Below are 23450 nucleotides of genomic sequence, written 5' to 3' on the forward strand. Positions count from 1 at the left end.
TATACACTATTTTACAACTTGGAGTCTTAGTTTGTTTTATACATAAATGAGTAAAACATTTTCCTACAAAAAATAAGCAATAGACTCGTGTCATTATAACAAGATGATAACCATTATAATTTCGTTTCTTTGCATTTCACAATACTATCAACGATAAATCATACTCTATAAATGTACATTTATAACGTTACTATCAACATTGAAGAAACCAAACATGAGCAATGGTTAGACTGGATGAAAAATGAACATATTCCGGATATGCTGGCTACAGGAAAATTCAGTAAGGCTTTAATGAGTAAAGTTCTAGTAGAAGAAGAAATGGGAGGTCTTACTTATTCTGTCCAATATACTACAGATACTAAAACAACACTCGAAAAATATTACGCTGAGGATGCAGAACGCCTTCGAGCTAAAACAAATAAATTTGCAGGACATTTTGTTGCTTTCAGAACAGAATTAGAAATCATTAGCGAACAATAAAAATGAAACAATACCGACCAACATTTCTATATGCAATTAAGATTTTTGGTCTTATAGTTGGGGCTGGCTTTTCTATTTTTATAGTTAGTATATTTCTAGATATAGTTACCTTTTTTGTAGAAAGTTCATTTTTCGAAAAAGTAATATTTATACTTCTTATTATAGCCTTTGTTTTTGCTGCGTTTTTAATCATAAGATCCAATAAGCCAACGATTAGTTTCTATAACGATTATATGATTATAGGTCGTCAAGAAGTTACGTACGATCTTATTAAAAATTTCTATCCCGCTAAAGGAGGTTCTGAACCCTATATTGTGACTAAAGATGATTATAAAATTGATCTTGAAATTTCATGGTTTAGAAAAAAGGATCGTGCTGAAATAGAAAAAATTATTTTAGAAAAAACCCAATCACCCACAAAACAATCATAGGATGTCTTCCAAATTCAAAAAAAACAAAGCCCAATCCTTAAACTATAAAGGGCACCAAGAAAAGACTGCTGTCCGTGCAAAAAAACATTTAGGCCAGCATTTTTTAAAAGATGAAGACATTGCAAAAAAAATTGGGGATACCCTAACCTTAAACAACTATACCAATGTAATCGAGATTGGTCCAGGTATGGGTGTACTTACCAAATACATCCTCCAAAAAGATGTTGACCTAATTGCTATGGATTTAGATACCGAATCTATCGAGTACCTCAACACCAATTTCCCTTTAGAACATCCTGAAATCAGAAACGGTAAAGGAACATTTCAGGTTATCGAAGCGGATTTCCTAAAATATGATCTCGACACATTATTTGACAATGAGCAATTTGCAATTACTGGTAATTTCCCATATAACATTTCATCTCAAATTGTTTTTAAAACCTTAGAGAAACGTCATAGAATTCCTGAATTTACAGGAATGTTTCAGAAAGAAGTTGCCCAACGAATTTGCGAAACATCTGGGAGTAAAACCTACGGTATCTTGTCTGTACTAACTCAGGCATTTTATGATGCCGAATATCTATTCACTGTTCCTCCATCTGTTTTTAACCCACCACCCAAAGTAGACAGTGGTGTGTTACGTTTAATTAGAAAACCAATACAGGAACTACCTTGTGATGAAAAACTCTTTTACAAAGTAGTAAAAACTGCTTTTGGACAACGAAGAAAAACATTAAGAAACAGCCTAAAAACTTTCCAATTAATTGATGAAATTAAGGAAATGGACATGTTAAGCAAAAGACCAGAACAATTAAATGTTGATCAGTTTATAGAATTAACATTACTTATTGAAAAATCAGTAAATTAATTTCATTTAACACCTATCTAAACTGCAATTGATTTCTTTGGTTATCTTTGTGAGCATTTGTAAAGAAATCCATAAACAACTATTTTATGTCATTCGAGATTTCCAATGAGCTTATCGAACAAGTGAAGCACCTCATCAATGATGAAGGTGATACTCATTTGCAAGAAATGCTTAAAGAAATCCACTTTGCCGATTTTGCAGAAATAATCGAAGAGCTCAACCTTTATCAAGCTACCTACCTAATTAAATTGTTTGATAGTGAGAAAACTTCTGAAGCTCTTATGGAGTTAGAAGAAGATTTTAGAGAACGTATTCTAGACAACCTATCTGTAAAAGAAATTGCAGAAGAGTTAGAAGAAATGGATACTGATGATGCTGCTGATATTATTGCCGAGCTACCAGAAGATCGTGCTGAAGAGGTAATTGCGGAGATAGAAGACGAAAAACACGCCGAAGATATAAAAGAGTTACTCTTGTATGAAGAGGATACTGCTGGAGGATTAATGGCTAAAGAGCTGGTTAAAGTAAAAGAAACATGGACAGTTGCAGGATGTGTGCGAGAAATGCGACGTCAAGCAGAAAATGTTACCCGAGTCCACTCTATCTACGTTATAGATAAAGAAGGAAAGTTAAAAGGAAGATTATCTCTAAAAGATTTACTAACCGCCTCAGCAAAAACACACATTAGCGAAGTTTATATACCTAAAGTTGACTATGTAAATGTCGATACAGAAGGCGAAGAAGTTGCTAGAATTATGCAGAAGTATGATCTGGAAGCCATCCCAGTTGTAGATCACGAAACTGTTTTGATGGGTCGTATTACGATTGATGACATGGTAGATTTCATAAAGGAAGAAGCCGAAAAAGATTATCAGATGGCAGCAGGTATTTCTCAGGATGTAGAGGCTGATGATAATGTTTGGGAGCTTACAAGAGCACGTTTACCTTGGTTAATATTAGGCTTGTTTGGAGGATTAGGTAGTGTATTTATTATGCAAGATTTTGAGGATGTTATGACCAACCCTAGAATACGCGACTTGTTTTTCTACACACCACTTATCGCCGCGATGGCAGGTAATGTAGGCGTACAATCATCAGCAATTATAGTGCAAGGTTTAGCTAATGACAATGTAAAAGGTAGTCTTTGGAATCGATTATTAAAAGAAGTGGGACTTAGCTTAATTAATGGAGCTGCTCTAGCACTTTTAGTAATATTATTTGGGATTATAATGAGGTATGAAATTTCATTTAGTCTAACGATTGCTATAGCCCTTATGAGTGTTATTATTGTAGCAGCACTAATTGGTACCTTTGTCCCTATAATTCTTGATAAAAGAGGAATTGATCCTGCAATTGCAACAGGTCCGTTTATAACAACAAGTAATGATATTTTTGGAATTTTCTTGTTTTTCTATATCGCAAAATTAATCCTTGGTTTTTAATATTTTCATTAACTCTTTTTTGAATATCTATCAAAAAAAAAGAGCACAGCAATAGGTATATCATGAACGCTAAAATATTCGAATCACATATAATAGTACCTCAGTCAGCAATCGATGATATGAACCATGTAAATAACGTTGTCTATCTGCAATGGATACAGGATATTGCCAAACAGCACTGGGAAACTAAAACCAATCAAGAAATAAGAAATACCTACGTTTGGGTAGTATTAAATCATTATATAGAGTATCATAACCCTGCACTGAAAAATGATGAGCTAATACTCCAAACATGGATTGATCATCATCACGGAGCCAAAAGTGAAAGACATACTAAAATTATAAATACTTCTACCCAAAAAGTAATTGTTACCGCTAAAACCATGTGGTGTTTACTCCATAAAGAAACGTTAAGGCCTACCAGAATCAATCAAGAAATAAGTACCTTGTTTTCATAAATTCAATATAAAAACATGGAAGCGATTAACATTAATGATAAACTTTCAAAATTTGAAAAGCATTGGCATCCGCATCGAATTGCAACAGTAGATGACAATCAAGTATATCTGGCAAAAATTAGTGGTGATTTTGTGTGGCATAAACATGATCAGGAAGATGAACTTTTTCAGGTAGTAAAAGGTACACTTTATATGAAATTTAGAGATAAAACAGTAAAGGTCGAAGCTGGTGAAATTATTGTAGTGCCAAAGGGAGTAGAACACTGTCCTACTACAAAAAATAATGAAGAAGTACATCTTCTTTTATTCGAAAAAGCAAGCACTAAACATACAGGAGAGACCACCACTGAGCGGACTGTTTCTCAATATATTGACATTTAATAACTTTTCAAACCTCATTCACCTTAGTACTGATAAGAGGTCAAAATTAGTTAGACTTTTCTACAACAATATCAGTTGTTGTTTGAATTTAATGAAAAAGAACATTTATTTCCTGTAAAATCAAATGACAAATGGTATAAAATCAAACTTATGTTATGAGTCTAGATAGAAGAACCTTTATAAAAAACACAAGTCTATTATTAGGAAGCAGTTTGCTTCCCTACTCCAATTTATTTGCTAGTTCAAGCAAGAAACAATTAGGTGTATGTTTAGTTGCGTTAGGTAACTACAGTACTACTGTGCTTGCACCAGCATTACAATTAACAAAACACTGTCGATTAACCGGAATAGTTACTGGAACACCTTCTAAAATACCTATCTGGCAGAAAAAATACAATATTCCAGATAAAAACGTGTACAGTTATAATACAATGGATCATATTGCTAACAATCCGGAGATTGATATATTATATATTGTATTACCCACAGGTCTACACGCCAAATATGCTATTAAGGCTGCCAATACTGGAAAACACGTCTGGTGCGAAAAACCTATGGCAAAAACTGAAGAAGAATGCCTTTCTATTATTAAAGCGTGTCAAAAAAATAAGGTGAAACTTTCTATAGGATATAGAATGCAACATGAACCTAATACTCAACAAATCATAAAATGGGCTACAACCAAACCCTACGGGGATATTAAAACAGTTTATGCTGAGATAGGTTATAACGTTGGAAATCCGGCAAAAAGTTGGAGATTGGATTCAGAATTAGGTGGAGGAACTATGTATGATCTAGGAGTATATTCTTTGAATGCTGCTAGATATACTACGGGAGAAGAGCCTATATCCGTTATAGCAGAACAAATGACTACTAGACCAAAAATATTTACCGAAACTGATGAGACTACTCATTTTACATTAGAATTTCCATCAGGAGCAGTTGCTCACGGAAAAACTAGTGTGGGACACGATATGCATAGACTACGAGTAGATAGCGATAATGGATGGTATCAACTGCAACCTTTTTCTATGTATTCTGGTGTACAAGGAGAGACTAGTGATGGAAAACTACTCAATACTTATATAGAAAATCAACAAGCTAAACAAATGGATGATGATGCACTATCAATACTTAATAATACTAACGTCCTAGTTCCTGGTGAGGAAGGAATGAAAGATATTAGAATTGTGGAAGCTATTTATAACTCCGCTAAAAGTAATCGTAAAATCAATTTGATATAGCTATTATCCTACAAACTATATTGGTTAATATTCAGGCCTAAAAATGAATATTATTATTTTTGTTCAAGACTACAATTCATCTTTACATGCACGTACAGACTCATAAAAAAGACGATAATCCGTGCTTGTTACCACATCTCCTTTAGTACTAAGAGTGACAGTACCTTTTTTTGCTATTTCACTATATGGAACTTGTTTTTTTGCATATCCTTTATAAACAAATTCAAAATAGCTATCTGCTTTCATTTTACTAGGATTGATTAAAAAATCATATAACCCATCTTCGTCAGTATAGGCTTTCATGCAAGTATTCTCATCAACCACTAATTTTACAGCAACATACTGCATTTTCTTTTTTCTCTTACCTAGAACTTTACCTGTAAGCAATTCGTCCTCCGTAATGTTTTCAATATCTTCATTTCCACTTAAGGTATCGCTTTTTTGCTGAGACTTACAAGAAGCAAGAAGGGTAATAATAAATAATGATAGTAATAATGATCTCATAGTGTTTTAATTTTGGGTTTTATTAAAATAATTCAATAAGGTTTAATCGTAATGCTTTCCAATTTCTCGATCAATTTACAAAATAAAACTACTCGTTTCACATAAGTGATATAGTGTTTTTTTATAATCCACTATCACTAGGTCTTAATTCTACATTAAAACTTTAATGAAATCTTAAAGAAAACCCTCTGGATAGTCGGTTTATTTAATAGTTTGTAGAGTCAACCACGATTTAACCTTTACCATTCTTAGAAACGATTGCAGTCAATAGCAAGGGAAAAACTACTAAGAATTAAGCAATTAATTTTTACTGATACTAATTCAAAAACCAAAAAACACGTATAAATACTATGTCTTTTGCTGGTGTAAATTTTATAGTTTTAAGGCACTAAACAATTAGTTTCAAAATCCAAAATTATGGCTACTGCAACCGATACAAGTAAAGCCCCTGTAGAGACAACTAAAACAATTTCCCCAAAACCCGAAATTGTTCCAGGAATTTCTAAAGAAATTATTGATGAGTTAAGCAATGAGATAAATAATATGCTTTCGTTTGCGATTTATAACGGTATCACTATTAATACAGAGGTAAATACTCTTATCCAAAACAGCTCGGTAGATGATTTGATAAATGCCCACAATTTATTGTGCAAAAATATTGCTCCTGCAACTCCTAAATCCATTGAATACACTAAAAAATTGTATCGACAAGGGAAAGAAAAAACATTATTCAGTACGCTTCCACTTGTAAGAAATCTAATATTTCTATCACTTTTTTTTCTTGCTGCATTCATTATTACTGGTCTTTCTCCTGATGTAAACAATGATTCTCTGGATAAAGGAATTATGGATAATCAAGGAATTCCTCTACTTCTAAACCTCGGGTTCTTAACAGCCATCTCTGGTTTAGGAGTTCTTTTCTACCTACTTAAAAGTGTAAGTGTAGCCGTAAAAAATGGCACTTTAGTACCAGAAGATACTATATACTATATAGCATTAATTGTATTAGGTATTATTGCCGGTTTGATTTCTTCAGAGATTATCTCATTTTATCAAAAAGATGCTCAAGACATAAACCTATTTAATAAGGGGTTAATGGCTCTTATTGGTGGATTTTCATCAGATGCTATTTTTAGCATTTTACAAGGTATTATCGATAGAATCAAAGCAATTTTCATCCCTTCAAGCTCAGCATCATGATCACACAAGAAAATTTCAAGACTTTAATTCCAGATGTAAACTGGAAATACGCCAGTAAGTATGTGTCTTTATTTGATACAGTGTTACCAGAATACGATATTAATACTCCACTAAGAAAAGCAAATTTTCTTGCTCAAGTAACTTATGAAAGTGGAGGTTTTAAATTCGTTTCAGAAAACTTAAACTACTCCGCAAAGGCATTATATGGAGTTTTTAGAAAATACTTCGCCACTCTAGAAGCTGCAAATATTTATGCGCGACAGCCAGAAAAAATTGCTAATAAAGTATACGCCAACAGAATGGGAAATGGAACGGAATCCAGTGGTGATGGATGGAAATATAGAGGAAGAGGTTTGATACAATTAACAGGAAAATCAAACTACCAAGCGCTTTCTAACACTACCAAACAGGATTTCATATCAAATCCTGATCAAGTTTCTAATCCAGAGTGGGCATTGACTTCTGCCTGCTGGTATTGGCAGAAAAGAAAGATCAACAAATATGCTGATGCTGATGATATCCATATGGTCACTAAACTAATTAATGGCGGATATAATGGATTACAAAGCCGACAACATTTCTTAGAAGAGTTTAAAAAACTATATACGTTATAATTGTACTTTCATTAAAAACATTTCATCTTTTATTGGTTATTTTTGAAATACCAATAAGTGAATCATGAGAATACTCCACATAGATGCCAATCATCCATTACTAATTCAGCAACTAAATAATGTAGGTTTTAAAAACGAAGAAGATTATACTTCTACCAAATCAGAAATTGAATCAAAAATTAAAGAGTATGATGGTATTATCATTAGAAGTCGTTTTAAAATTGATAAAGCTTTTTTAGATCAGGCAACAAACCTTAAGTTTATTGGCCGTGTAGGTGCGGGATTAGAGAGTATCGACACTGAATATGCAGAAAAAAAAGGAGTTAAACTTTTTTCTGCACCTGAAGGAAATCGTAATGCTGTTGGAGAACACGCGCTAGGAATGATCCTATCATTATTCAATAAATTAAACACCGCGGATCATCAGGTAAAAAATGGACAATGGAATCGCGAAGAAAATCGAGGCATAGAACTAGACCTAAAAACAGTTGGGATTATTGGCTATGGTAATATGGGTAGATCTTTTGCACGTAAACTAAGAGGTTTTGATGTAGAAATTATCTGTTATGACATCAAGTCAGCTATAGAAAATAGTGACGCTACTCAAGTAACTTTAGAGGAGCTTTTCGAAAAAACAGATGTACTGAGCTTGCATACACCCTGGACGCCATTAACCGACAAAATGGTTACTACAGAGTTTATTAATAAGTTCAAAAAACCTTTCTGGCTTATCAATACCGCAAGAGGAAATAGCGTGGTCACAAAAGATTTGGTAGAAGCGCTAAAATCCGGAAAAATCTTAGGTGCTGGATTAGACGTCTTAGAATACGAAAAATCTTCTTTTGAGCAACTATTTTCTTCAGAAGTGGAAATGCCAGAGCCTTTAAAAAAATTAATAAAAATGGATAATGTTATTCTTAGCCCTCATATCGCTGGTTGGACTATAGAGTCAAAAGAAAAACTTGCCCAAACCATTGTGGATAAAATCAAAGCCGAATTTTGCTAAAAGAAGTTTTTATATCGCTCGTCTCTAAATATTCAGTGGATAAAGAATATACCGATTCTTTATGGGATGAAATCGCTAGAAATCATAGTAAGAAAAGTAGATATTATCACAACCTTTCGCATTTGGAAAACTTATATCAGAACTTACTTTTGATAAAAGAAGAAATTTTGGATTGGGATATTATTTTATTTGCAATATTCTATCATGATTTTGTGTACAATGTTTTAAAACAAGATAATGAAGAGAAAAGCGCACAAAAAGCTATAGATATACTTGGTTCATTATCCATAGATCCTGAAAGAATACAACTTTGTAAGGAGATTATTCTAGCAACAAAAGGACATCAAATTTCGAAGGATAAGGACGTCAATCATTTCACCGATGCCGACCTTTCTATTTTAGGAAGTTCTTGGGAAGATTATAGAACATATTATACGGACGTGAGGAGAGAATACAAATACTATCCTGATTTTATGTATAACAAAGGTCGAATTAAAGTGCTTAAAAACTTTCTAGATATGTCCAGAATTTTTAAAACTGACTATTTCTACCATAGGTTAGAAAATCAGGCTAAAAATAATATAAGGCAAGAAATCCATTTACTCTCTAAATAAACTTCAGTTTTATTACATTTATATCGTGAGGAAAACCATATTCATCTTCGGGGCATTAGTCTTAGCATTATTGATACTTTTTCAGTTAAGTACATATAGTCTTGTTTCTGGTAATACTTCCATAGAATTTATTATCGCAGGAATCGCCATTGTCTTTTTTATTATTGGAGTTATTATTAATAAAAAAGTATTACATAAACATAAAACTATCACTAAAGAGATCGATCACAAAAAAATAGAAACTTTAGGATTAAGCAAACGTGAATATGAAGTGTTGTGCGAAATAGCTTTAGGATTATCAAATAAAGAGATTGCAGAAAAGCTTTTTGTTTCAGAAAGCACCATAAAAACTCATGTATCAAACCTATTGGTGAAACTAGATGCGAAACGCAGAACTCAAGCTATACAAATTGCTAAAGAGTTTCAGATTATCCCTTTGTAAAAGGTTTTTATAGAGGAGTCCTATACAATTCGTTTACTTTATACAGATGTGTGAATTTTTTGAAAATATGATAATTTCATACTTTAGTATGAGTGAATTTTTGATTTCAAAAGATACTTTTGACTTAAACTTTTAAATAAACATACAAATGAAAAATACTGTTTTACGTTATGGGATATATGGAGCAATAACCATATCTGTACTATTCCTATTAGCATTGTTTTTAGGTAAGAATCTATCATACGGCTTGCAAGAGGTTATAGGTTACACCACCATGGTAGTGTCTTTACTTTTTGTCTTCTTTGGAATAAAACACTATCGCGATAAAGAAAATAACGGAGTCGTATCTTTTGGAAAAGCATTAGCTATAGGCGTGCTCATTTCTCTGTTTGCAGCAATCGCATTCGGGCTTCTGGATGTGATTTATATAAAATACATAAATCCCGATTTTACTACAGAATACTATGGTCGCATGGTCGAAGAAATATCCAATTCACTTCCTGAAGCAGAATCTAAAATAAAACTAGCCGAATTAGAAGCTCAGAAAGAAATGTTCTCCAGTCCACTGATGAATTTTTTATTAATGTCGGCTACTGTGCTTATCATAGGATTTATAATTTCACTAATTTCAGGGCTCATTCTACAACGAAAACCTTCAACTAATAATTAAAAGCCAACACTATGCAATACAAAGCCAATACACCGGATGAATATATTGAAGTAATTCCTGAAGAACGCAAAAAGACAATGCAAAACCTGAGACAGGTTATTTTGGACAACTTACCAAAAGGATTTTCTGAAGTAATTAGTTACGGAATGATCGGTTACGTAGTTCCGCACGAACTATATCCTGATGGATATCATTGCGATCCTAAATTACCTTTACCCTTTATGAATATTGCTTCTCAGAAGAATTTTATTGCCGTGTATCACTCTGGGATTTATGCTGATAAAAATTTAATGGATTGGTTTGTAGGAGAATATCCAAAATATGTAAAAACAAAATTAGACATGGGAAAAAGCTGTATTCGATTTAAAAAAATTGATCAAATACCACTGCAGCTTATTGGAGAATTAGCAACAAAAATGACTCCAAAAAAGTGGATTGAGACTTATGAAGCTAATGTAAAAAACAAATAAAAACAGTAATATTATTCTTTCTATAAAAAATAACAAACAAAAAAACAGATGAAAAGAGTAACAGGATTAGGTGGTTTTTTTTTCAAAACAAAAGACCCAAAAACAACAAAAGAATGGTATGGTAAGCATTTAGGATTACCTGTAGATGATTATGGATGTACTTTCTGGTGGAAAGATAAAGATGGAAACGATTGTTCTACACAATGGAGCCCGTTTAAAGAAGACACCAACTATTTTTCTCCTAGCAAAAAGGAATTCATGATGAATTTTAGAGTCGAAAATCTAGTAGAACTTTTAAAAGTACTAAAAGAAGAAGGAGTAAAAGTAGTTGGCGAAATCGAAGAATACGAATATGGAAAATTCGGATGGATCGTGGATCCCGAAGGCAACAAAATCGAACTGTGGGAGCCTATAGACAAGGCATTTTTATAAGCTTACATCTCCAGACTCTATCTTATCGATCATTGTTTTCCAGATATTATAGTGATCACTATCTGCTTCGATAACTTGAACATTTTTTGACCGAAGAAAGTCCAATTCGTAAGCAGTTGGTACACCTACATTTCTATCCTTAGTTCCATAGAAAAAAGTAATATTAGACAAATTCTTACCTTTCAATAATTGGGTATAGTCGTGTTTCCCAATTGCGGCTTTCAAAAGGTTTTTTGCAGTTCTTATCTGAAAGTATTTCTTAGGACGATTAGGATTAGGTGGTCGATTCTCATCTGGTATTCTTATTGACTTACCACTTTCTTCAAAAATTGTGTTTACATCTTTGAGCTGATAGACCGTTTGTAGAGAATCTGCCTTAAACCTGCCTCCAGTAATAATATATTTATCGGCCAAAGATGGATAATTAGCAAGATAATGTGGAATTACAAATGCACTGTACGAGTGACCTGCAACTACAACATATTTACCACGATCCTTAAAATATTTGATCGCACGATACATAATTTCTGAAGTATTCGTGGTTTCTTTTTCAGCCATATCCAAAGTAAATTCATGTTTCCAGTTAAAAATCTCTTCATTATAGGTAGTAGCTTGATGAAGATTTACATTGTAATAGTTTTTAAAATTAGGCAAATATGCCATAGCAATCTTTCCATTAAACTCATAATCTAATTGATTTTTAGGTCCTCCGTCTCCAAGAATAAGAACCGTATCTTTTTCTATGGAGCCCTCTGCTAACCACAACTGAGTAGTGTCTTTAGATAATACTGTTGGAGCATAATTATGTTTTATAGGTTCCTTATACACAGCAACGGTATTTTCCGCAATAGTATTTTTAGTACTCGTCTTAGAAAATTCGCATCCCAAAACTAAAAAAGTACAAGCCAATCCAAATAAATAAAAAGTGATATGTTTCATTTTTTTCATTTTTAAGGGTTAAAAAGTATCTTAATATTAAGATACTTTACAAATCTATGTAAAATATCTTAATATTGAGATATATTTTGTAATTTTATTTCTGAAAAACAAATACTTACAATTATACATGATAGAAAAAGACATCATTGATCATTTAATTTCCGACTGGAACAATCAGCGTCCTGAGCTAGATCCATCTGCAATGGAAATAGTAGGAAGAGTTATGCAACTTGGCAAAAAGCTAGAAAAAAGTGCCGGTCTAGCTTTGAAAGATAGTGGCATTTATTATACAGATCTTGATGTACTTGCTACATTAAGAAGATCAGGAAAACCTTATCTATTAACACCCAAACAATTACGAGAATCAGTATTGGTAACATCTGGCGCTATGACAGCTCTATTAGGCAGACTAGAAAAAATGGAACTGGTTTATCGTTCTCCGGATCCAAAAGATGGCCGTATTAAGGCCGCCGCTCTAACAAAAAAAGGAGTTGCAATAATTGATAAAGCTATCGAAGTTCGTTTTGCTGAAGCACGTAAAGCTGTTAGTGGTCTTTCCGAAAAAGAGCAAAAAAAACTGGTACCATTGCTTAAAAAACTATTGTTTTCAGCAACCAGAGATACCTAATTTTCATTTTTAGGGAGCTTTTGAAAACGTACAAATCATCAAATTAACAAAAGCATATCATTTCTATAGTGTTACATTTTCGGGATCATCCTGTACAATCATTTTTTTTTGTAACTTTCTACGCATTAATCAATTATATATAAAATATATTTATGAGTGAAGAAAACAACAATTTGGGTGACGATTTAAAAAAAGGAGCGGAAGATGCCTTAGACGGTGCTAAAGATGCTGCAAAAAAAGCAACAGAAAAAGCAGGTGATTTTGCCGAAGAAGCAAAAGAAACCGCAGAAGAATTTGTTGAAGAAGTAAAAGAAACATTTGGCAGTGACAATGGCGAAAACAAAAAAGTTCTTGCCGGAATTTTGGGGATTGTATTGGGAGCTTTTGGTGTTCATAAATTCATTCTAGGTTATAACAAAGAAGGATTTATTTTATTAGGAATTTTTATAGCAGGTTTTATTCTTTCCTGTTTCCTTATCGGATATCTTTTTGTATGGGTTCCTGGAGTAATTGGATTAATAGAAGGAATTATCTACCTAACCAAATCGGACGATGAATTTTATCAAACCTACCAGGTAGGAAAAAAACCTTGGTTCTAGAAAATAAATATAAAAAAGCTAGAAAGTAACAATCTAGCTTTTTTATTTTATTTTAATATCGTAATATTGCGATATTAAAATATTAACTATGGGTATTACCAAAACTCAAATTTTTGATCAAAGACAAAATGAGCTAGCTCAGCTCTTTAAAATACTAGGTCATCCTGCTCGCATTGCCATACTGCAATATATAAGTAAACAGGATGCCTGTATCTGCAATGATCTGGTAGAAGAAATTGGGTTAGCACAAGCTACTATATCACAGCACCTTAAAGAATTAAAAAGTATTGGATTACTAAAAGGAGAGGTCGAAGGGAAAAGCATGTGCTATTGTATCAATATTGATAAATGGAATAAATTACAGCAAAACTTAAACTCATTTTTTAACACTACAAAACAAAATTGTTGTTAGAACCAACAAGAAATTAATTATAAAACGAATCTTATGAATACATCAGAATTTATCTCGCTATTGGGAGAACATCAAGATAAACCCCTACTCTTTGAATATGCTCCGGGAATGTTAGTAGGTGCTAATTATCATATCACAGAAGTTAAACACGTTTCTATTGACTCTGTAGATTGCGGAGCTGGAACAGATTCCTGGAAAGAAACGATTATTCAGTTATGGGAAAGTCCAAGTGAACTAGGAAAACGTGACTACTTAAGTGCATACAAAGCGTTGGGTATTCTTCGTAAAGTTGGAAAAATGACAGCATATAATATGGATGCACCAGTAAAAATTGAATATGGAAATACCATGTTTCACACTGCACATTTACACGTTACAGGATTTAATGTAAATGATGGACAATTAATCGTAAAGCTTGCGGTAAACCCTACCGATTGTAAAGCAAAAGAACTTTGCGGTATTCCAGAAACCACTTCTGCTGAAGCTACTTCTTGTGCACCAGGAAGCGGATGTTGCTAGATGAATCCCGAAATTGTAATACAGCCTTTTAATCAATCGGATTGGTCACATATTTCTCGAATTTATAAGGAAGGAATTGCGACGGGTATGGCTACTTTTGAAACACAAGTACCTGATTGGGATCAATGGGATCAAACTCATACTAGATCTTGCAGATTAAAAGCAGTTATAAACAACGAAATTGTAGGTTGGGTAGCTTTAGCACCTGCTTCGAAGAGAGATATATATAAAGGTGTTGCAGAAGTTAGCATTTACATAACATCAAAATATCACAATTTAGGTATAGGAAAGCTACTTTTGACAAAACTTATTGAGGAAAGCGAGCAAGAAGGATTCTGGACATTGCAGGCCGGAATTTTCAGTAATAATACGGCTAGCATTAAATTACATACCTCTTTGGGATTCAGGATTGTTGGATATCGGGAAAAGATAGGTAAACTACAAGGAACTTGGTATGACAATACCATTCTAGAGCGAAGAAGTAAAAAAATAATATAACCACAAAACATCACAATAATGAACATTTTAGTATTATGCACAGGAAATTCTTGCAGAAGTCAAATGGCAGAAGGCTATCTAAAGTATTTTGCTAAAAACGATGCAACCATTTATAGCGCTGGAGTAGAAACTCACGGAGTAAATCCAAGAGCCATTGCTATTATGAAAGAGGATGGAATTGATATATCTAATCATACATCCAATAATCTTGAAGAATATCTGAACATAAATTTTGATTATATCCTTACAGTTTGTGATAACGCAAAAGAAAGATGTCCTTTTTTTCCAGGTAAAGCAGAACGTTTACATTACAACTTTTTTGATCCTTCAAAAGTTGAAGGAACAGAAGAGGAAATTCATGCTGCTTTTACTAAAACAAGGAATCAAATTAAGGAGTATTGCAATGAATTCATAAATAATAGTATTTTGAAGCTTACTTAGTCTTTTTTAACTCAAAGACGGCTTATTTTTCAATTTTAAACCCTGGTTTAGCATAATTTTCAGGAATATTTGATGGAGGAACTGCAAGGGAGTTGCCATCTCTAACCGCATTATAATGCGGAGATAAAATTTCTATACCAGCTTGATGCAATTCATTCTTAATATTCTTATGCAATATCGAATAAATAGCCGCTGATTTTTCAGGATTTTTAGTGTATACATTCAACTCATAATTCACATAAAAATCATCTAAACTCTTAATCAAAACAAAGGGTACGGGCTCTAACAATATTTGGTCCGTATTCTTTGCTCCTTTCTTTAATGCTTCTATTACTTCATTACTAGACACATCATATCCAATGGTAACCGAAGTATGCAAAATAACACCTACATCTTCTGAAGCATTCTTAGTAAAATTAATGATATGATTTCCTAAAATTGAAGAATTAGGGATCGTAACGTCTAAATTCTTAATAGTTCGAATCCTTGTTACTAATAAACTTCTCTCTGTTACATCACCTATAGTGTTACCTATCTCTACCCTATCTCCTACCTTAAATGGCCTCATATACGTAATCACTACACCTGCAACAATATTAGATATAGCAGAAGTAGAACCTAAAGAGAATAAAATACCAAAGAAAATCGATAATCCTTTAAAAGCAGGAGAATCAGAACCTGGTATGTACGGAAAAACGATAATAAGTGCAAAAGCAATAATAAATACCCTTAATAAATTAAAAGTAGGTCTTGCCCAATCTGCATGAAAGCCCTCTAGTCTTACTGCTTCTTTTTCCAGTTCTGCAGTGACATACTTCAAAAACCTAATAAGATACTTCGTAACAAAAAAGATTACAACAATAAAAAACAAGTTCGGTATAAAACCTACTAAACCTTCATATAAAAAAAGTAATGGTTTCTTTATATATCCTAAAACAACATCTGCATATTCTTTTGTTTGTGGTACCAGACTAAACAAAAAAGGAAGATAGAATATTAAAAAAATGAAGATAATCGTAATTTTTAATAACCGTATTACAAATGAGAGAATATGCCTTTCTCTTCTAGGAGTAATAAACCGAAAGAGTTGAGAAAACTTTGTTTTCCTAAAGAAAATATTATTCTCTAATTTGCTTATTTTACTCTGCAACCATTTAAAAAGCCTTTTATTAAGAAATAGAAATAATATAATGCCTAATAATGCAATGGCAAAATAGATGTATTGTATCACCACAGTAAGATATTTTAATCTTCAAATTAGGAAAATATATCAGTATCTAAAAAAAATAAAAGAGGAAAAAAAGGGAATTTTACGATTAACTACACAAAACAACTATCAATTACAACTACTTATCACCATTTTTAAAGTATTTCTGCTCCAATTCTGCCTGAAACTCTTCCATAACGGGTTTTACTGTGCTGTCAGGAAGATCTGCTATACGAATATACATCAGACCATCTACGGCATTATTAAATAATGGATCCACATTAAATGCCACCACTTTTGCATTTTGCTTGATATATTTCTTTATTAAAACAGGGATACGAAGGCTTCCTGGTTCGATTTCATCAATAATCTTATCGAATTTATTGAGATCACTCCTACTCTCATCGAACACAAAATCTTTATCAGCATCTTTAAGTTTTACCTTGAATTCCTTTTTCGGCCTAACATACTGAGCCACATATGGATCGTAATAATGAGATTTCATGAACTCAATCATTAATGATTTAGAGAAACTACTAAACTTATTACTAATGCTTACTCCACCAATTAAGTATTTGTGATCCGGAAAACGGAGTGTGCAATGTACAATACCTTTCCAAAGCAAAAACAATGGCATAGGGCGTTGCTGATATTCTTTAATAATAAAAGCTCTTCCCATCTCAATAGATTCACTCATCATTTTATGAAGTTCCGGTTCGAACCTAAATAAATCTTGCAAATAAAACCCATCAATACCTAGGTTAGCATAGATCTCATTACCCATTCCCATACGATAAGCACCTGCTATCTTTTTAGCTCCCATATCCCATAAAAACATATGATGATAATAATCATCAAATGGATCCAAATCGATGGATTGATTTGTTCCTTCTCCAATTTCTCGAAAAGTAATTTCACGTAATCTACCTATTTCGTGCACAACATTCGGAATGTATTCTTTTTTTGCTAGAAAAACTTCGTAATTTTTACTAGTTAATAAACGTTTATCATTGTTGCGACAATACTCTAATTCGGATTCAATAGAATTAATACTCCCTCCAGAGGCAATTTCCTTTGGAGATTTTGGAAGTTTTAAATTTTGAGGTATGGACTCCATCAAGGTTTTTTTCTCATAAGGATTAGCCAACATATAGGTCTTTTTACGTAAAAAATTCGTAAAATCCTCTATATTACCGTACTCTTCCTGATCCTTAACAGATACTGGATTACCTATTCTAACCTTTATTACTCTATTCTCTTGCGAAAAAAGTTCACTAGGTAGTTTTGCCGTTCGTAATGTATCATTTATCGATGCTAGCTTATAAAAAAGTCTACTATTTCTAGCGTGAAAATATATTGGAATTACAGGCACCTTAGCTTTCTTTACCAATCGCATTGCTCCTTTTTCCCAAGGCTTATCAACGTATTGCTTACCTTCTTTAAAAGTTGAAACTTCGCCAGCAGGGAAAATTCCCAGTGGCATTCCTTCTTTAAGATGCAGAATTGCTTCTCTAATTCCTTTAAGACTAGATTTAGCCTCCTTTCTATTTTCGAAAGGATTAACAGGCATAATATAGGGCTTCAAAGGAGTGAAATTATGTAAAAGAAAGTTCGCTATTATCTTGTAATCAGAACGATGTTCAAACATTAATTTTAGCAACAAAATCCCATCAAGCCCACCAAGAGGATGGTTAGACAATGTAATAAAAGCTCCATTTTTAGGTAGTCTTTTAAGATCCTCTGGAGGAATCTCGAAAGTAACTCCGTACATATCTAAAACACTATTTACAAAGTCTTTACCTTCTAAATGACTAATACTATCATATTGGCGATTAATCTTTGATAACCTAGTGGTTTTGAGGATCATCCAACCAACAAAAGTGCCAATAAAGCCAAGTTTATCTAGTTTAAGCCCTTTGGCTACTTCTTTTGAGGTGACTACCGCCATTAAATAAGTTTTGTGCTAACTACAAATATAACAAAATCATGCTATAGGACATCTTACTGTTTTGCAACCATTTGATAAGTTTCTTTTGTACTTTGTTTAAGCAAAATATCCTTGTTTTCTTCTAAAGATTGTATTGCTTCTTCATCAAAGTGTCTAATCGTATATAAAGAGACACTTTTTTCGTATACAACGCTGAATTTTGCCTTTAAATGTGACAACAATTTTTCGAAGTTATTGAATTTATCATCCAGACAAACAGAAAAGCTTATTGCAGAATTCTGGATAAGATCTACTTTTAATTGATAGGTATGGAAAAGACTAAAAATCTCACTTATATTGTCTTCTACAATGAAAGAAAAATCTAACGAAGAAAGTGACAACAATATTTGATCTTTCTTCACAATGAAACAAGGTATGTGAGGCACTAATCTTTGTCCTTTTTTAACGGAAGTACCATCATCTAATGGATTAATAAATGATTTAACATAAAGAGGGATCTCTTTTCGTTGTAACGGTTGTAAGGTTTTTGGATGAATTACCGAAGCCCCATAAAAAGCTAATTCTATAGCTTCTTCATATGAAATTTGTGAAAGCAACTTCGTGTTCTCAAACACTCTTGGATCTCCATTAAGTACTCCAGGAACATCTTTCCAGATAGATACGCTATTGGCATTTGTACAATATGCAAAAATCCCTGCACTATAATCACTACCTTCTCTACCTAATGTGGTAGTAAAATTATTAGTATCAGATGCGATAAATCCTTGTGTGATCGTCAACCCCTTTTTATTTACTTTTTCGGCAATACTTTGTTGAGTTATCTCCCAATTAACCGTTGCATCCCGATAGATCTCATCCGTCTTAATAACTTCTCTAGCATCTAACCAATTATTGACATATCCCTCTAAAGATAGATACTCACTAACTACCGTTGTACCAATTAATTCTCCATAACAAACTATTTGATCATATACATAATCATACTGCACGGACTTATTTCTCTTTAATGTGGTTTCCATATCAGAAATAAGTGAATTGACCTTCTCAAACACTGGATGCTGTTTATTATCGAAAAGGTCTTTTAGAATTTCAATATGATACTTTTTTATAAAGTCTATAGCGTTTTTAAGTTCTGGATGATTGTTTAAGTAATGACTTACAACAATTTCTAAAGCATTGGTAGTTTTACCCATTGCAGAAACAATAATCAATATATTAGAATTACCTACCTTCTTTAATACTTCGATTACATTTTTTACTCCTTTAGCGTCTTTCACAGATGCTCCACCAAACTTAAAAACTTTCATTAATACAATAATTTTATGATGATCTCATATTCAATAGATCAATATTAAATTTTCGAAACGAATTCGTTTAATCCCTGTTCATCCATTTGTACGACTTGCCATCCTTCCAGAATTTTAGCTCCGCTTTTTAAGTAAAAATCAACCGCTGGTTTATTCCAATCTAAAACATTCCATTCAACTCTTTTTACTCCTTTTTCTTTTCCATATAGCATAACTCTTTTATATAGTGCCATTCCTATTCCAGTTCCCCGTTTGGATTCTCTAACAATTAGATCTTCAAGATGTACTGTTCTTCCTTTCCAGGTAGAAAATCTAAAATAGACCAATGCTAAACCTACAATTTCATCCTTTGTTTCGGCAACAAAACAATGAAACAGTGGTTGTGCTCCAAAACCATCTTTGATTAAATCCTGAACTGTTACATCTACAGCATCTGGCTCTTTTTCAAAAATTGCTAATTCTTCGATAAGTGATAGTACTTGTGGCATATCATCGGCCACAGCATCTCTAATTATATAATCCATAGATCTAAAGTTTATCAAAACTATAAAATATGTATTAGAAACCAGACAATTTTACAATGTTATACCAATCTAATTTCAGTTTTTATAATTCTTAAAAAAGTTTAACAAATTAGAGAAGCGAAAACGTTGTAGTTATCTAAAAAATAATACTTTTGCACAAAATCAACATAACCAAGATGGCAAGAAAAAACCAAACCTTAGGAGAGTTTATTATTGAAAATCAAAAGGATTTCCCATATGCCAGTGGAGAACTTTCTCGATTAATCAATTCAATTCGTTTGGCAGCAAAAATGGTAAATCACGAAGTGAACAAGGCTGGTTTGGTTGATATTACAGGAGCGATTGGCGAAACTAATGTACAGGGAGAAGACCAGCAAAAACTAGATGTTCTTGCTAATGAAACCTTTATTAATACACTTACTAATCGAGAAATTGTTTGTGGAATAGCTTCTGAAGAAAATGACGAATTCATTACCATAAAAGGTCAAAAAAGTGACCATAGAAACAATTACGTTGTTCTTATGGACCCATTAGATGGTAGTTCTAATATCGATGTTAATGTTTCGGTTGGGACGATCTTTTCGATTTACCGAAGAGTAACTCCGACAGGAACCCCTGTTACTATGGATGACTTCCTACAGCCTGGTAATTTACAGGTAGCTGCGGGTTATATTATTTATGGAACTTCGACAATGCTAGTTTACACTACAGGACATGGCGTTAATGGTTTTACGTTAAACCCCGCTTTAGGAACCTATTATTTATCACATCCTAATATGACATTTCCCGAAGATGGTAACATTTATTCTGTAAATGAGGGTAATTACATTCATTTCCCACAAGGGATCAAAGACTACATAAAATACTGCCAAGAAGAAAAAGAAGATCGACCATATACTTCTAGATATATTGGGTCTTTAGTAAGTGATATACACCGTAATATGATTAAAGGTGGAATTTATATGTATCCAAGTACGTCTAAATCTCCTAATGGAAAACTTCGTTTATTATATGAATGTAATCCTATGGCTTTTATCGCAGAACAAGCAGGAGGATCAGCCAGTGATGGATTCAGAAGAATTTTAGAGATCAAACCAACGGAATTACATGAGCGTACTCCGTTTATTTGTGGTAGTAAAAATATGGTAGAAAAAGTAGAATCGTTTATGAAAGTATCGGAATAATTTAGGCCGAAAACTAACTGCTTTTTTGACCACTTTTTTATGCTTTGAATAAATTAACTGAAGGTATTTAACGAAAAAATGAGTCGAAAACCCCTCGAATACTGTTATTTTTATTATTCTTGCACCGTAGATGGTAAAAAATCACAAGAGTTCTCCCCGCCTAACCAATTTAAGCTCTATGGTTAAATAAAGCTATCTTACTCGTCGTAGAAACAAACAACATTTAACATTATCAGTCCATAACACCTGTTTTTAATGTTTTTATGTTAAATTTACGTATAGCTCAAAAAAAAAAAACATAAATTAACCAAAATGGCGAAAGAAAATAAGGCTGTTGAAGAAAAAGTAGTAAACGACCCATCTTCAAAAATAGAAGCAATAAAAAACCTAATCTTCGGAGAGAATATTGCCGCTTACAATTCTGAGTTTGATGCAGTAAAAAAAGATATTTCTTCTAAAAAAAAGGAGCTTGAAGATTTCATCGAAGATACTCGTAAAGAATTAAATCTAGCAATAGACAACCTCAGTACTGATATTAATATTAGAATCACAGAATTGGAAGACAATCTTGCAGATAAGGTAGAAATGCTGGATGATAAAAAAGTGGATAGAAAAACATTAGGTGATCTCCTAATCGCAATGGGCGAGAAAATCAACAAGAAGTAATCTGTCTATCCTAGATTATGGAAGAGCAGGATAAACTTAAGATTCTTAAAGAACTTCTTCTTACTGAAGAGAAGGAGTATGCAGATTCCATTGCAAAAAAAGTCGACGAACTAAGTAAAATAGTTCATCAAAAACAAGAGCTTTCTCATAAGGTTGATCCTATTATAGATGATAAATTAGAACAATTTGTTCAGGAAATTCCTAAAACTCTGGGGCCAACTATTACAGAAGCCTTAAAAGAAGAAATCAAAAATTCACAAGATGCTGTTGTCGAAGCGTTGTTTCCTATTATCGGTAAGATGATAAAGAAATATATCGCTCACGAGATGAAATTATTGAGTGAAAATATTAATAGAAAGACCAGGCAAGCATTTTCTTTTAAAAATTGGTTCAAGAGAACCAAAGCCAGAGCACAAGGAATTAGTAGTGGTGACTTAGTCATCACAGATTATGCAAAACCAAGGTTGATCCAAATGTTCGTCATCGAAAAAGACTCTGGGTTATTGATAGCAGACTACAGCCCATTATCCGAAAACACTGTGGATAAGGATATGGTAGCTGGAATGCTAACTGCAATTAAAAGCTTTGTAGAAGATGCTTTTCAGGGAGGAAATCAAAACCTCGAAACAATCGAATACGAGTTATATACTATACACGTACAAAATTTTTATTCTTATTATATTGCCGCTGTTATTTCTGGTGCATATAATATGATGTTTAAAGAGGTATTAGAAGATCAAATTATTAATTTTGCTCAACATAATATTTCAAAAAGAGATTTAGAAAATAGTGAGCTTTTCACTAAAAAATTAAAAAAACATTTTGAAGATGAAATTGTCTAAAAAAGTAGTGCTTTTAGGACACTTTGGTGTTGGGAAAACGTCTTTATTCAGACGCTTTATCGACAACGAATTTTCTGAAGATTATAAAGTAACACTTGGTGTTCAGATAAAAAAGAAAGTAATCGAAATGCCCGATGGACGTGAACTATCCATGATTATCTGGGATACCGAAGGTCACTCAGATATAGAAGATACAAGAAAATCTTATCTATTAGGATCCAATGCTTTTATTTATGTATTTGATCTAACCAGAATCGACACTTATAAAGATCTTAATAAGGATTTAGCATATCTAACTAAGAATCATCCGAAAGTAAAGATTAAGGTTATAGGTAATAAATTAGATTTAGTGAATGAAAAGGAAACTATAACAAAGTTTAAAGAACTAAACATTGTTGTTGATTGTTTAACCAGTGCGAAAACTAATAAAAACGTGCAGGATTTCTTCTTAGATCTTGCCAAGGAAATAACTGCCTAGTA

The 23450-nt window shown here is 32.8% G+C and carries 31 protein-coding genes; 25 read left to right on the plus strand and 6 right to left on the minus strand.

Annotated features, from left to right (window positions below):
• Window positions 1–171: 171 nt before the first annotated feature.
• From D1818_RS12575 to D1818_RS12605, 7 genes are all read left to right on the plus strand, one after another.
• Complete coding sequence (locus tag D1818_RS12575) at window positions 172–480, plus strand: DUF4286 family protein (protein WP_118459352.1); 309 nt, start codon at window positions 172–174, stop codon at window positions 478–480.
• 2 nt (window positions 481–482) lie between these two features.
• Entirely contained in the window at window positions 483–911 is a 429-nt protein-coding gene (locus D1818_RS12580) for a hypothetical protein (RefSeq protein WP_118459353.1), read from the plus strand.
• Between the two features lies 1 nt (window position 912).
• The gene (gene rsmA, locus D1818_RS12585) at window positions 913–1779 is read left to right on the plus strand and encodes a 16S rRNA (adenine(1518)-N(6)/adenine(1519)-N(6))-dimethyltransferase RsmA (protein ID WP_118459354.1); all 867 of its coding nucleotides are present in this window, start codon (window positions 913–915) and stop codon (window positions 1777–1779) included.
• An 86-nt stretch (window positions 1780–1865) separates the two neighbouring features.
• On the plus strand, window positions 1866–3221 hold the full coding sequence (gene mgtE / locus D1818_RS12590) for a magnesium transporter (protein WP_118459355.1): 1356 nt from the start codon (window positions 1866–1868) through the stop codon (window positions 3219–3221).
• A gap of 62 nt (window positions 3222–3283) precedes the next feature.
• The gene (locus D1818_RS12595; RefSeq protein ID WP_118459356.1) at window positions 3284–3679 is read left to right on the plus strand and encodes a thioesterase family protein; all 396 of its coding nucleotides are present in this window, start codon (window positions 3284–3286) and stop codon (window positions 3677–3679) included.
• A gap of 15 nt (window positions 3680–3694) precedes the next feature.
• Complete coding sequence (locus D1818_RS12600; protein ID WP_118459357.1) at window positions 3695–4060, plus strand: cupin domain-containing protein; 366 nt, start codon at window positions 3695–3697, stop codon at window positions 4058–4060.
• 155 nt (window positions 4061–4215) lie between these two features.
• Window positions 4216–5304: a Gfo/Idh/MocA family protein gene (locus tag D1818_RS12605; RefSeq protein WP_118459358.1), complete on the plus strand. Its 1089-nt coding sequence runs from the start codon at window positions 4216–4218 to the stop codon at window positions 5302–5304.
• A 69-nt stretch (window positions 5305–5373) separates the two neighbouring features.
• Here the strand turns inward: D1818_RS12605 and D1818_RS12610 are convergent, their stop codons facing one another.
• The gene (locus D1818_RS12610; RefSeq protein ID WP_118459359.1) at window positions 5374–5808 is read right to left on the minus strand and encodes a hypothetical protein; all 435 of its coding nucleotides are present in this window, start codon (window positions 5806–5808) and stop codon (window positions 5374–5376) included.
• A gap of 417 nt (window positions 5809–6225) precedes the next feature.
• On the opposite strand from D1818_RS12610, the gene D1818_RS12615 reads away from it, so the two are divergent.
• From D1818_RS12615 to D1818_RS12650, 8 genes are all read left to right on the plus strand, one after another.
• Complete coding sequence (locus D1818_RS12615) at window positions 6226–7008, plus strand: hypothetical protein (RefSeq protein ID WP_118459360.1); 783 nt, start codon at window positions 6226–6228, stop codon at window positions 7006–7008.
• Window positions 7005–7622, plus strand: coding sequence for a glycoside hydrolase family 19 protein (locus D1818_RS12620; RefSeq protein ID WP_118459361.1), 618 nt, complete (start codon window positions 7005–7007; stop codon window positions 7620–7622). The genes D1818_RS12615 and D1818_RS12620 overlap by 4 nt, the downstream gene beginning before the upstream one ends.
• Window positions 7623–7686: 64 nt before the next feature.
• Complete coding sequence (locus D1818_RS12625) at window positions 7687–8628, plus strand: 2-hydroxyacid dehydrogenase (protein ID WP_118459362.1); 942 nt, start codon at window positions 7687–7689, stop codon at window positions 8626–8628.
• A 35-nt stretch (window positions 8629–8663) separates the two neighbouring features.
• A complete protein-coding gene (locus D1818_RS12630; RefSeq protein WP_118459363.1) occupies window positions 8664–9242 on the plus strand; it encodes a hypothetical protein in 579 nt (192 codons plus the stop codon).
• Between the two features lie 25 nt (window positions 9243–9267).
• A complete protein-coding gene (locus tag D1818_RS25850; RefSeq protein WP_118459364.1) occupies window positions 9268–9684 on the plus strand; it encodes a response regulator transcription factor in 417 nt (138 codons plus the stop codon).
• Between the two features lie 148 nt (window positions 9685–9832).
• Window positions 9833–10354: a DUF4199 domain-containing protein gene (locus tag D1818_RS12640; RefSeq protein WP_118459365.1), complete on the plus strand. Its 522-nt coding sequence runs from the start codon at window positions 9833–9835 to the stop codon at window positions 10352–10354.
• An 11-nt stretch (window positions 10355–10365) separates the two neighbouring features.
• On the plus strand, window positions 10366–10824 hold the full coding sequence (locus D1818_RS12645; protein WP_118459366.1) for a DUF1801 domain-containing protein: 459 nt from the start codon (window positions 10366–10368) through the stop codon (window positions 10822–10824).
• A gap of 48 nt (window positions 10825–10872) precedes the next feature.
• Window positions 10873–11256 carry a VOC family protein gene (locus D1818_RS12650; protein WP_118459367.1) on the plus strand — a complete coding sequence of 128 codons (384 nt, stop codon included), beginning with the start codon at window positions 10873–10875 and terminating at the stop codon, window positions 11254–11256.
• On the opposite strand, the gene D1818_RS12655 is transcribed toward D1818_RS12650, so the two are convergent.
• Window positions 11251–12204: a hypothetical protein gene (locus D1818_RS12655; RefSeq protein WP_120752401.1), complete on the minus strand. Its 954-nt coding sequence runs from the start codon at window positions 12202–12204 to the stop codon at window positions 11251–11253. The two genes, D1818_RS12650 and D1818_RS12655, sit on opposite strands and share 6 nt — an antisense overlap.
• Window positions 12205–12322: 118 nt before the next feature.
• On the opposite strand from D1818_RS12655, the gene D1818_RS12660 reads away from it, so the two are divergent.
• From D1818_RS12660 to D1818_RS12685, 6 genes are all read left to right on the plus strand, one after another.
• Complete coding sequence (locus D1818_RS12660) at window positions 12323–12823, plus strand: MarR family winged helix-turn-helix transcriptional regulator (RefSeq protein WP_118459369.1); 501 nt, start codon at window positions 12323–12325, stop codon at window positions 12821–12823.
• Window positions 12824–12975: 152 nt separating this feature from the next.
• Entirely contained in the window at window positions 12976–13422 is a 447-nt protein-coding gene (locus D1818_RS12665) for a TM2 domain-containing protein (RefSeq protein ID WP_118459370.1), read from the plus strand.
• A gap of 88 nt (window positions 13423–13510) precedes the next feature.
• A complete protein-coding gene (locus D1818_RS12670) occupies window positions 13511–13834 on the plus strand; it encodes a helix-turn-helix transcriptional regulator (RefSeq protein WP_118459371.1) in 324 nt (107 codons plus the stop codon).
• A gap of 33 nt (window positions 13835–13867) precedes the next feature.
• Window positions 13868–14353, plus strand: coding sequence for a DUF6428 family protein (locus D1818_RS12675; protein ID WP_118459372.1), 486 nt, complete (start codon window positions 13868–13870; stop codon window positions 14351–14353).
• Window positions 14354–14851, plus strand: a complete 498-nt coding sequence (locus D1818_RS12680; protein WP_118459373.1) for a GNAT family N-acetyltransferase — start codon at window positions 14354–14356, stop codon at window positions 14849–14851. It begins immediately after the preceding gene.
• Window positions 14852–14869: 18 nt separating this feature from the next.
• Complete coding sequence (locus D1818_RS12685) at window positions 14870–15292, plus strand: arsenate reductase ArsC (protein WP_162897278.1); 423 nt, start codon at window positions 14870–14872, stop codon at window positions 15290–15292.
• Window positions 15293–15314: 22 nt separating this feature from the next.
• On the opposite strand, the gene D1818_RS12690 is transcribed toward D1818_RS12685, so the two are convergent.
• The 4 genes from D1818_RS12690 to D1818_RS12705 form a co-directional block, all read right to left on the minus strand.
• Window positions 15315–16271, minus strand: coding sequence for a mechanosensitive ion channel family protein (locus tag D1818_RS12690; RefSeq protein WP_162897279.1), 957 nt, complete (start codon window positions 16269–16271; stop codon window positions 15315–15317).
• A 367-nt stretch (window positions 16272–16638) separates the two neighbouring features.
• Complete coding sequence (locus D1818_RS12695; RefSeq protein ID WP_118459376.1) at window positions 16639–18447, minus strand: lysophospholipid acyltransferase family protein; 1809 nt, start codon at window positions 18445–18447, stop codon at window positions 16639–16641.
• 53 nt (window positions 18448–18500) lie between these two features.
• Window positions 18501–19754 (minus strand): aspartate kinase, encoded by a 1254-nt coding sequence (locus D1818_RS12700; RefSeq protein ID WP_118459377.1) that lies wholly within the window; start codon window positions 19752–19754, stop codon window positions 18501–18503.
• 44 nt (window positions 19755–19798) lie between these two features.
• Window positions 19799–20278 carry a GNAT family N-acetyltransferase gene (locus D1818_RS12705; protein ID WP_118459378.1) on the minus strand — a complete coding sequence of 160 codons (480 nt, stop codon included), beginning with the start codon at window positions 20276–20278 and terminating at the stop codon, window positions 19799–19801.
• 176 nt (window positions 20279–20454) lie between these two features.
• Here D1818_RS12705 and fbp point away from each other — a divergent pair, with 176 nt between their 5' ends.
• The 4 genes from fbp (at window position 20455) to D1818_RS12725 (ending at window position 23448) form a co-directional block, all read left to right on the plus strand.
• Window positions 20455–21462 (plus strand): class 1 fructose-bisphosphatase, encoded by a 1008-nt coding sequence (gene fbp / locus D1818_RS12710; protein WP_118459379.1) that lies wholly within the window; start codon window positions 20455–20457, stop codon window positions 21460–21462.
• A 312-nt stretch (window positions 21463–21774) separates the two neighbouring features.
• On the plus strand, window positions 21775–22128 hold the full coding sequence (locus D1818_RS12715) for a fructose 1,6-bisphosphatase (RefSeq protein ID WP_118459380.1): 354 nt from the start codon (window positions 21775–21777) through the stop codon (window positions 22126–22128).
• Window positions 22129–22145: 17 nt separating this feature from the next.
• Window positions 22146–22970: a cell envelope biogenesis protein OmpA gene (locus tag D1818_RS12720; protein ID WP_118459381.1), complete on the plus strand. Its 825-nt coding sequence runs from the start codon at window positions 22146–22148 to the stop codon at window positions 22968–22970.
• Window positions 22957–23448, plus strand: a complete 492-nt coding sequence (locus D1818_RS12725) for a Rab family GTPase (protein ID WP_118459382.1) — start codon at window positions 22957–22959, stop codon at window positions 23446–23448. The genes D1818_RS12720 and D1818_RS12725 overlap by 14 nt, the downstream gene beginning before the upstream one ends.
• The last annotated feature ends 2 nt before the right edge of the window (window positions 23449–23450 follow it).

The organism is Aquimarina sp. BL5 (assembly GCF_003443675.1).
GTDB lineage: Bacteria > Bacteroidota > Bacteroidia > Flavobacteriales > Flavobacteriaceae > Aquimarina.

Coding starts and splice junctions, on each gene's coding strand:
- D1818_RS12575 (WP_118459352.1), top strand. CDS start 172: ATGTACATTTATAACGTTACTATCAACATTGAAGAAACCAAACATGAG.
- D1818_RS12580 (WP_118459353.1), top strand. CDS start 483: ATGAAACAATACCGACCAACATTTCTATATGCAATTAAGATTTTTGGT.
- rsmA (WP_118459354.1), top strand. CDS start 913: ATGTCTTCCAAATTCAAAAAAAACAAAGCCCAATCCTTAAACTATAAA.
- mgtE (WP_118459355.1), top strand. CDS start 1,866: ATGTCATTCGAGATTTCCAATGAGCTTATCGAACAAGTGAAGCACCTC.
- D1818_RS12595 (WP_118459356.1), top strand. CDS start 3,284: ATGAACGCTAAAATATTCGAATCACATATAATAGTACCTCAGTCAGCA.
- D1818_RS12600 (WP_118459357.1), top strand. CDS start 3,695: ATGGAAGCGATTAACATTAATGATAAACTTTCAAAATTTGAAAAGCAT.
- D1818_RS12605 (WP_118459358.1), top strand. CDS start 4,216: ATGAGTCTAGATAGAAGAACCTTTATAAAAAACACAAGTCTATTATTA.
- D1818_RS12610 (WP_118459359.1), bottom strand. CDS start 5,808: ATGAGATCATTATTACTATCATTATTTATTATTACCCTTCTTGCTTCT.
- D1818_RS12615 (WP_118459360.1), top strand. CDS start 6,226: ATGGCTACTGCAACCGATACAAGTAAAGCCCCTGTAGAGACAACTAAA.
- D1818_RS12620 (WP_118459361.1), top strand. CDS start 7,005: ATGATCACACAAGAAAATTTCAAGACTTTAATTCCAGATGTAAACTGG.
- D1818_RS12625 (WP_118459362.1), top strand. CDS start 7,687: ATGAGAATACTCCACATAGATGCCAATCATCCATTACTAATTCAGCAA.
- D1818_RS12640 (WP_118459365.1), top strand. CDS start 9,833: ATGAAAAATACTGTTTTACGTTATGGGATATATGGAGCAATAACCATA.
- D1818_RS12645 (WP_118459366.1), top strand. CDS start 10,366: ATGCAATACAAAGCCAATACACCGGATGAATATATTGAAGTAATTCCT.
- D1818_RS12650 (WP_118459367.1), top strand. CDS start 10,873: ATGAAAAGAGTAACAGGATTAGGTGGTTTTTTTTTCAAAACAAAAGAC.
- D1818_RS12655 (WP_120752401.1), bottom strand. CDS start 12,204: ATGAAAAAAATGAAACATATCACTTTTTATTTATTTGGATTGGCTTGT.
- D1818_RS12660 (WP_118459369.1), top strand. CDS start 12,323: ATGATAGAAAAAGACATCATTGATCATTTAATTTCCGACTGGAACAAT.
- D1818_RS12665 (WP_118459370.1), top strand. CDS start 12,976: ATGAGTGAAGAAAACAACAATTTGGGTGACGATTTAAAAAAAGGAGCG.
- D1818_RS12670 (WP_118459371.1), top strand. CDS start 13,511: ATGGGTATTACCAAAACTCAAATTTTTGATCAAAGACAAAATGAGCTA.
- D1818_RS12675 (WP_118459372.1), top strand. CDS start 13,868: ATGAATACATCAGAATTTATCTCGCTATTGGGAGAACATCAAGATAAA.
- D1818_RS12680 (WP_118459373.1), top strand. CDS start 14,354: ATGAATCCCGAAATTGTAATACAGCCTTTTAATCAATCGGATTGGTCA.
- D1818_RS12685 (WP_162897278.1), top strand. CDS start 14,870: ATGAACATTTTAGTATTATGCACAGGAAATTCTTGCAGAAGTCAAATG.
- D1818_RS12695 (WP_118459376.1), bottom strand. CDS start 18,447: ATGGCGGTAGTCACCTCAAAAGAAGTAGCCAAAGGGCTTAAACTAGAT.
- D1818_RS12700 (WP_118459377.1), bottom strand. CDS start 19,754: ATGAAAGTTTTTAAGTTTGGTGGAGCATCTGTGAAAGACGCTAAAGGA.
- D1818_RS12705 (WP_118459378.1), bottom strand. CDS start 20,278: ATGGATTATATAATTAGAGATGCTGTGGCCGATGATATGCCACAAGTA.
- fbp (WP_118459379.1), top strand. CDS start 20,455: ATGGCAAGAAAAAACCAAACCTTAGGAGAGTTTATTATTGAAAATCAA.
- D1818_RS12715 (WP_118459380.1), top strand. CDS start 21,775: ATGGCGAAAGAAAATAAGGCTGTTGAAGAAAAAGTAGTAAACGACCCA.
- D1818_RS12720 (WP_118459381.1), top strand. CDS start 22,146: ATGGAAGAGCAGGATAAACTTAAGATTCTTAAAGAACTTCTTCTTACT.
- D1818_RS12725 (WP_118459382.1), top strand. CDS start 22,957: ATGAAATTGTCTAAAAAAGTAGTGCTTTTAGGACACTTTGGTGTTGGG.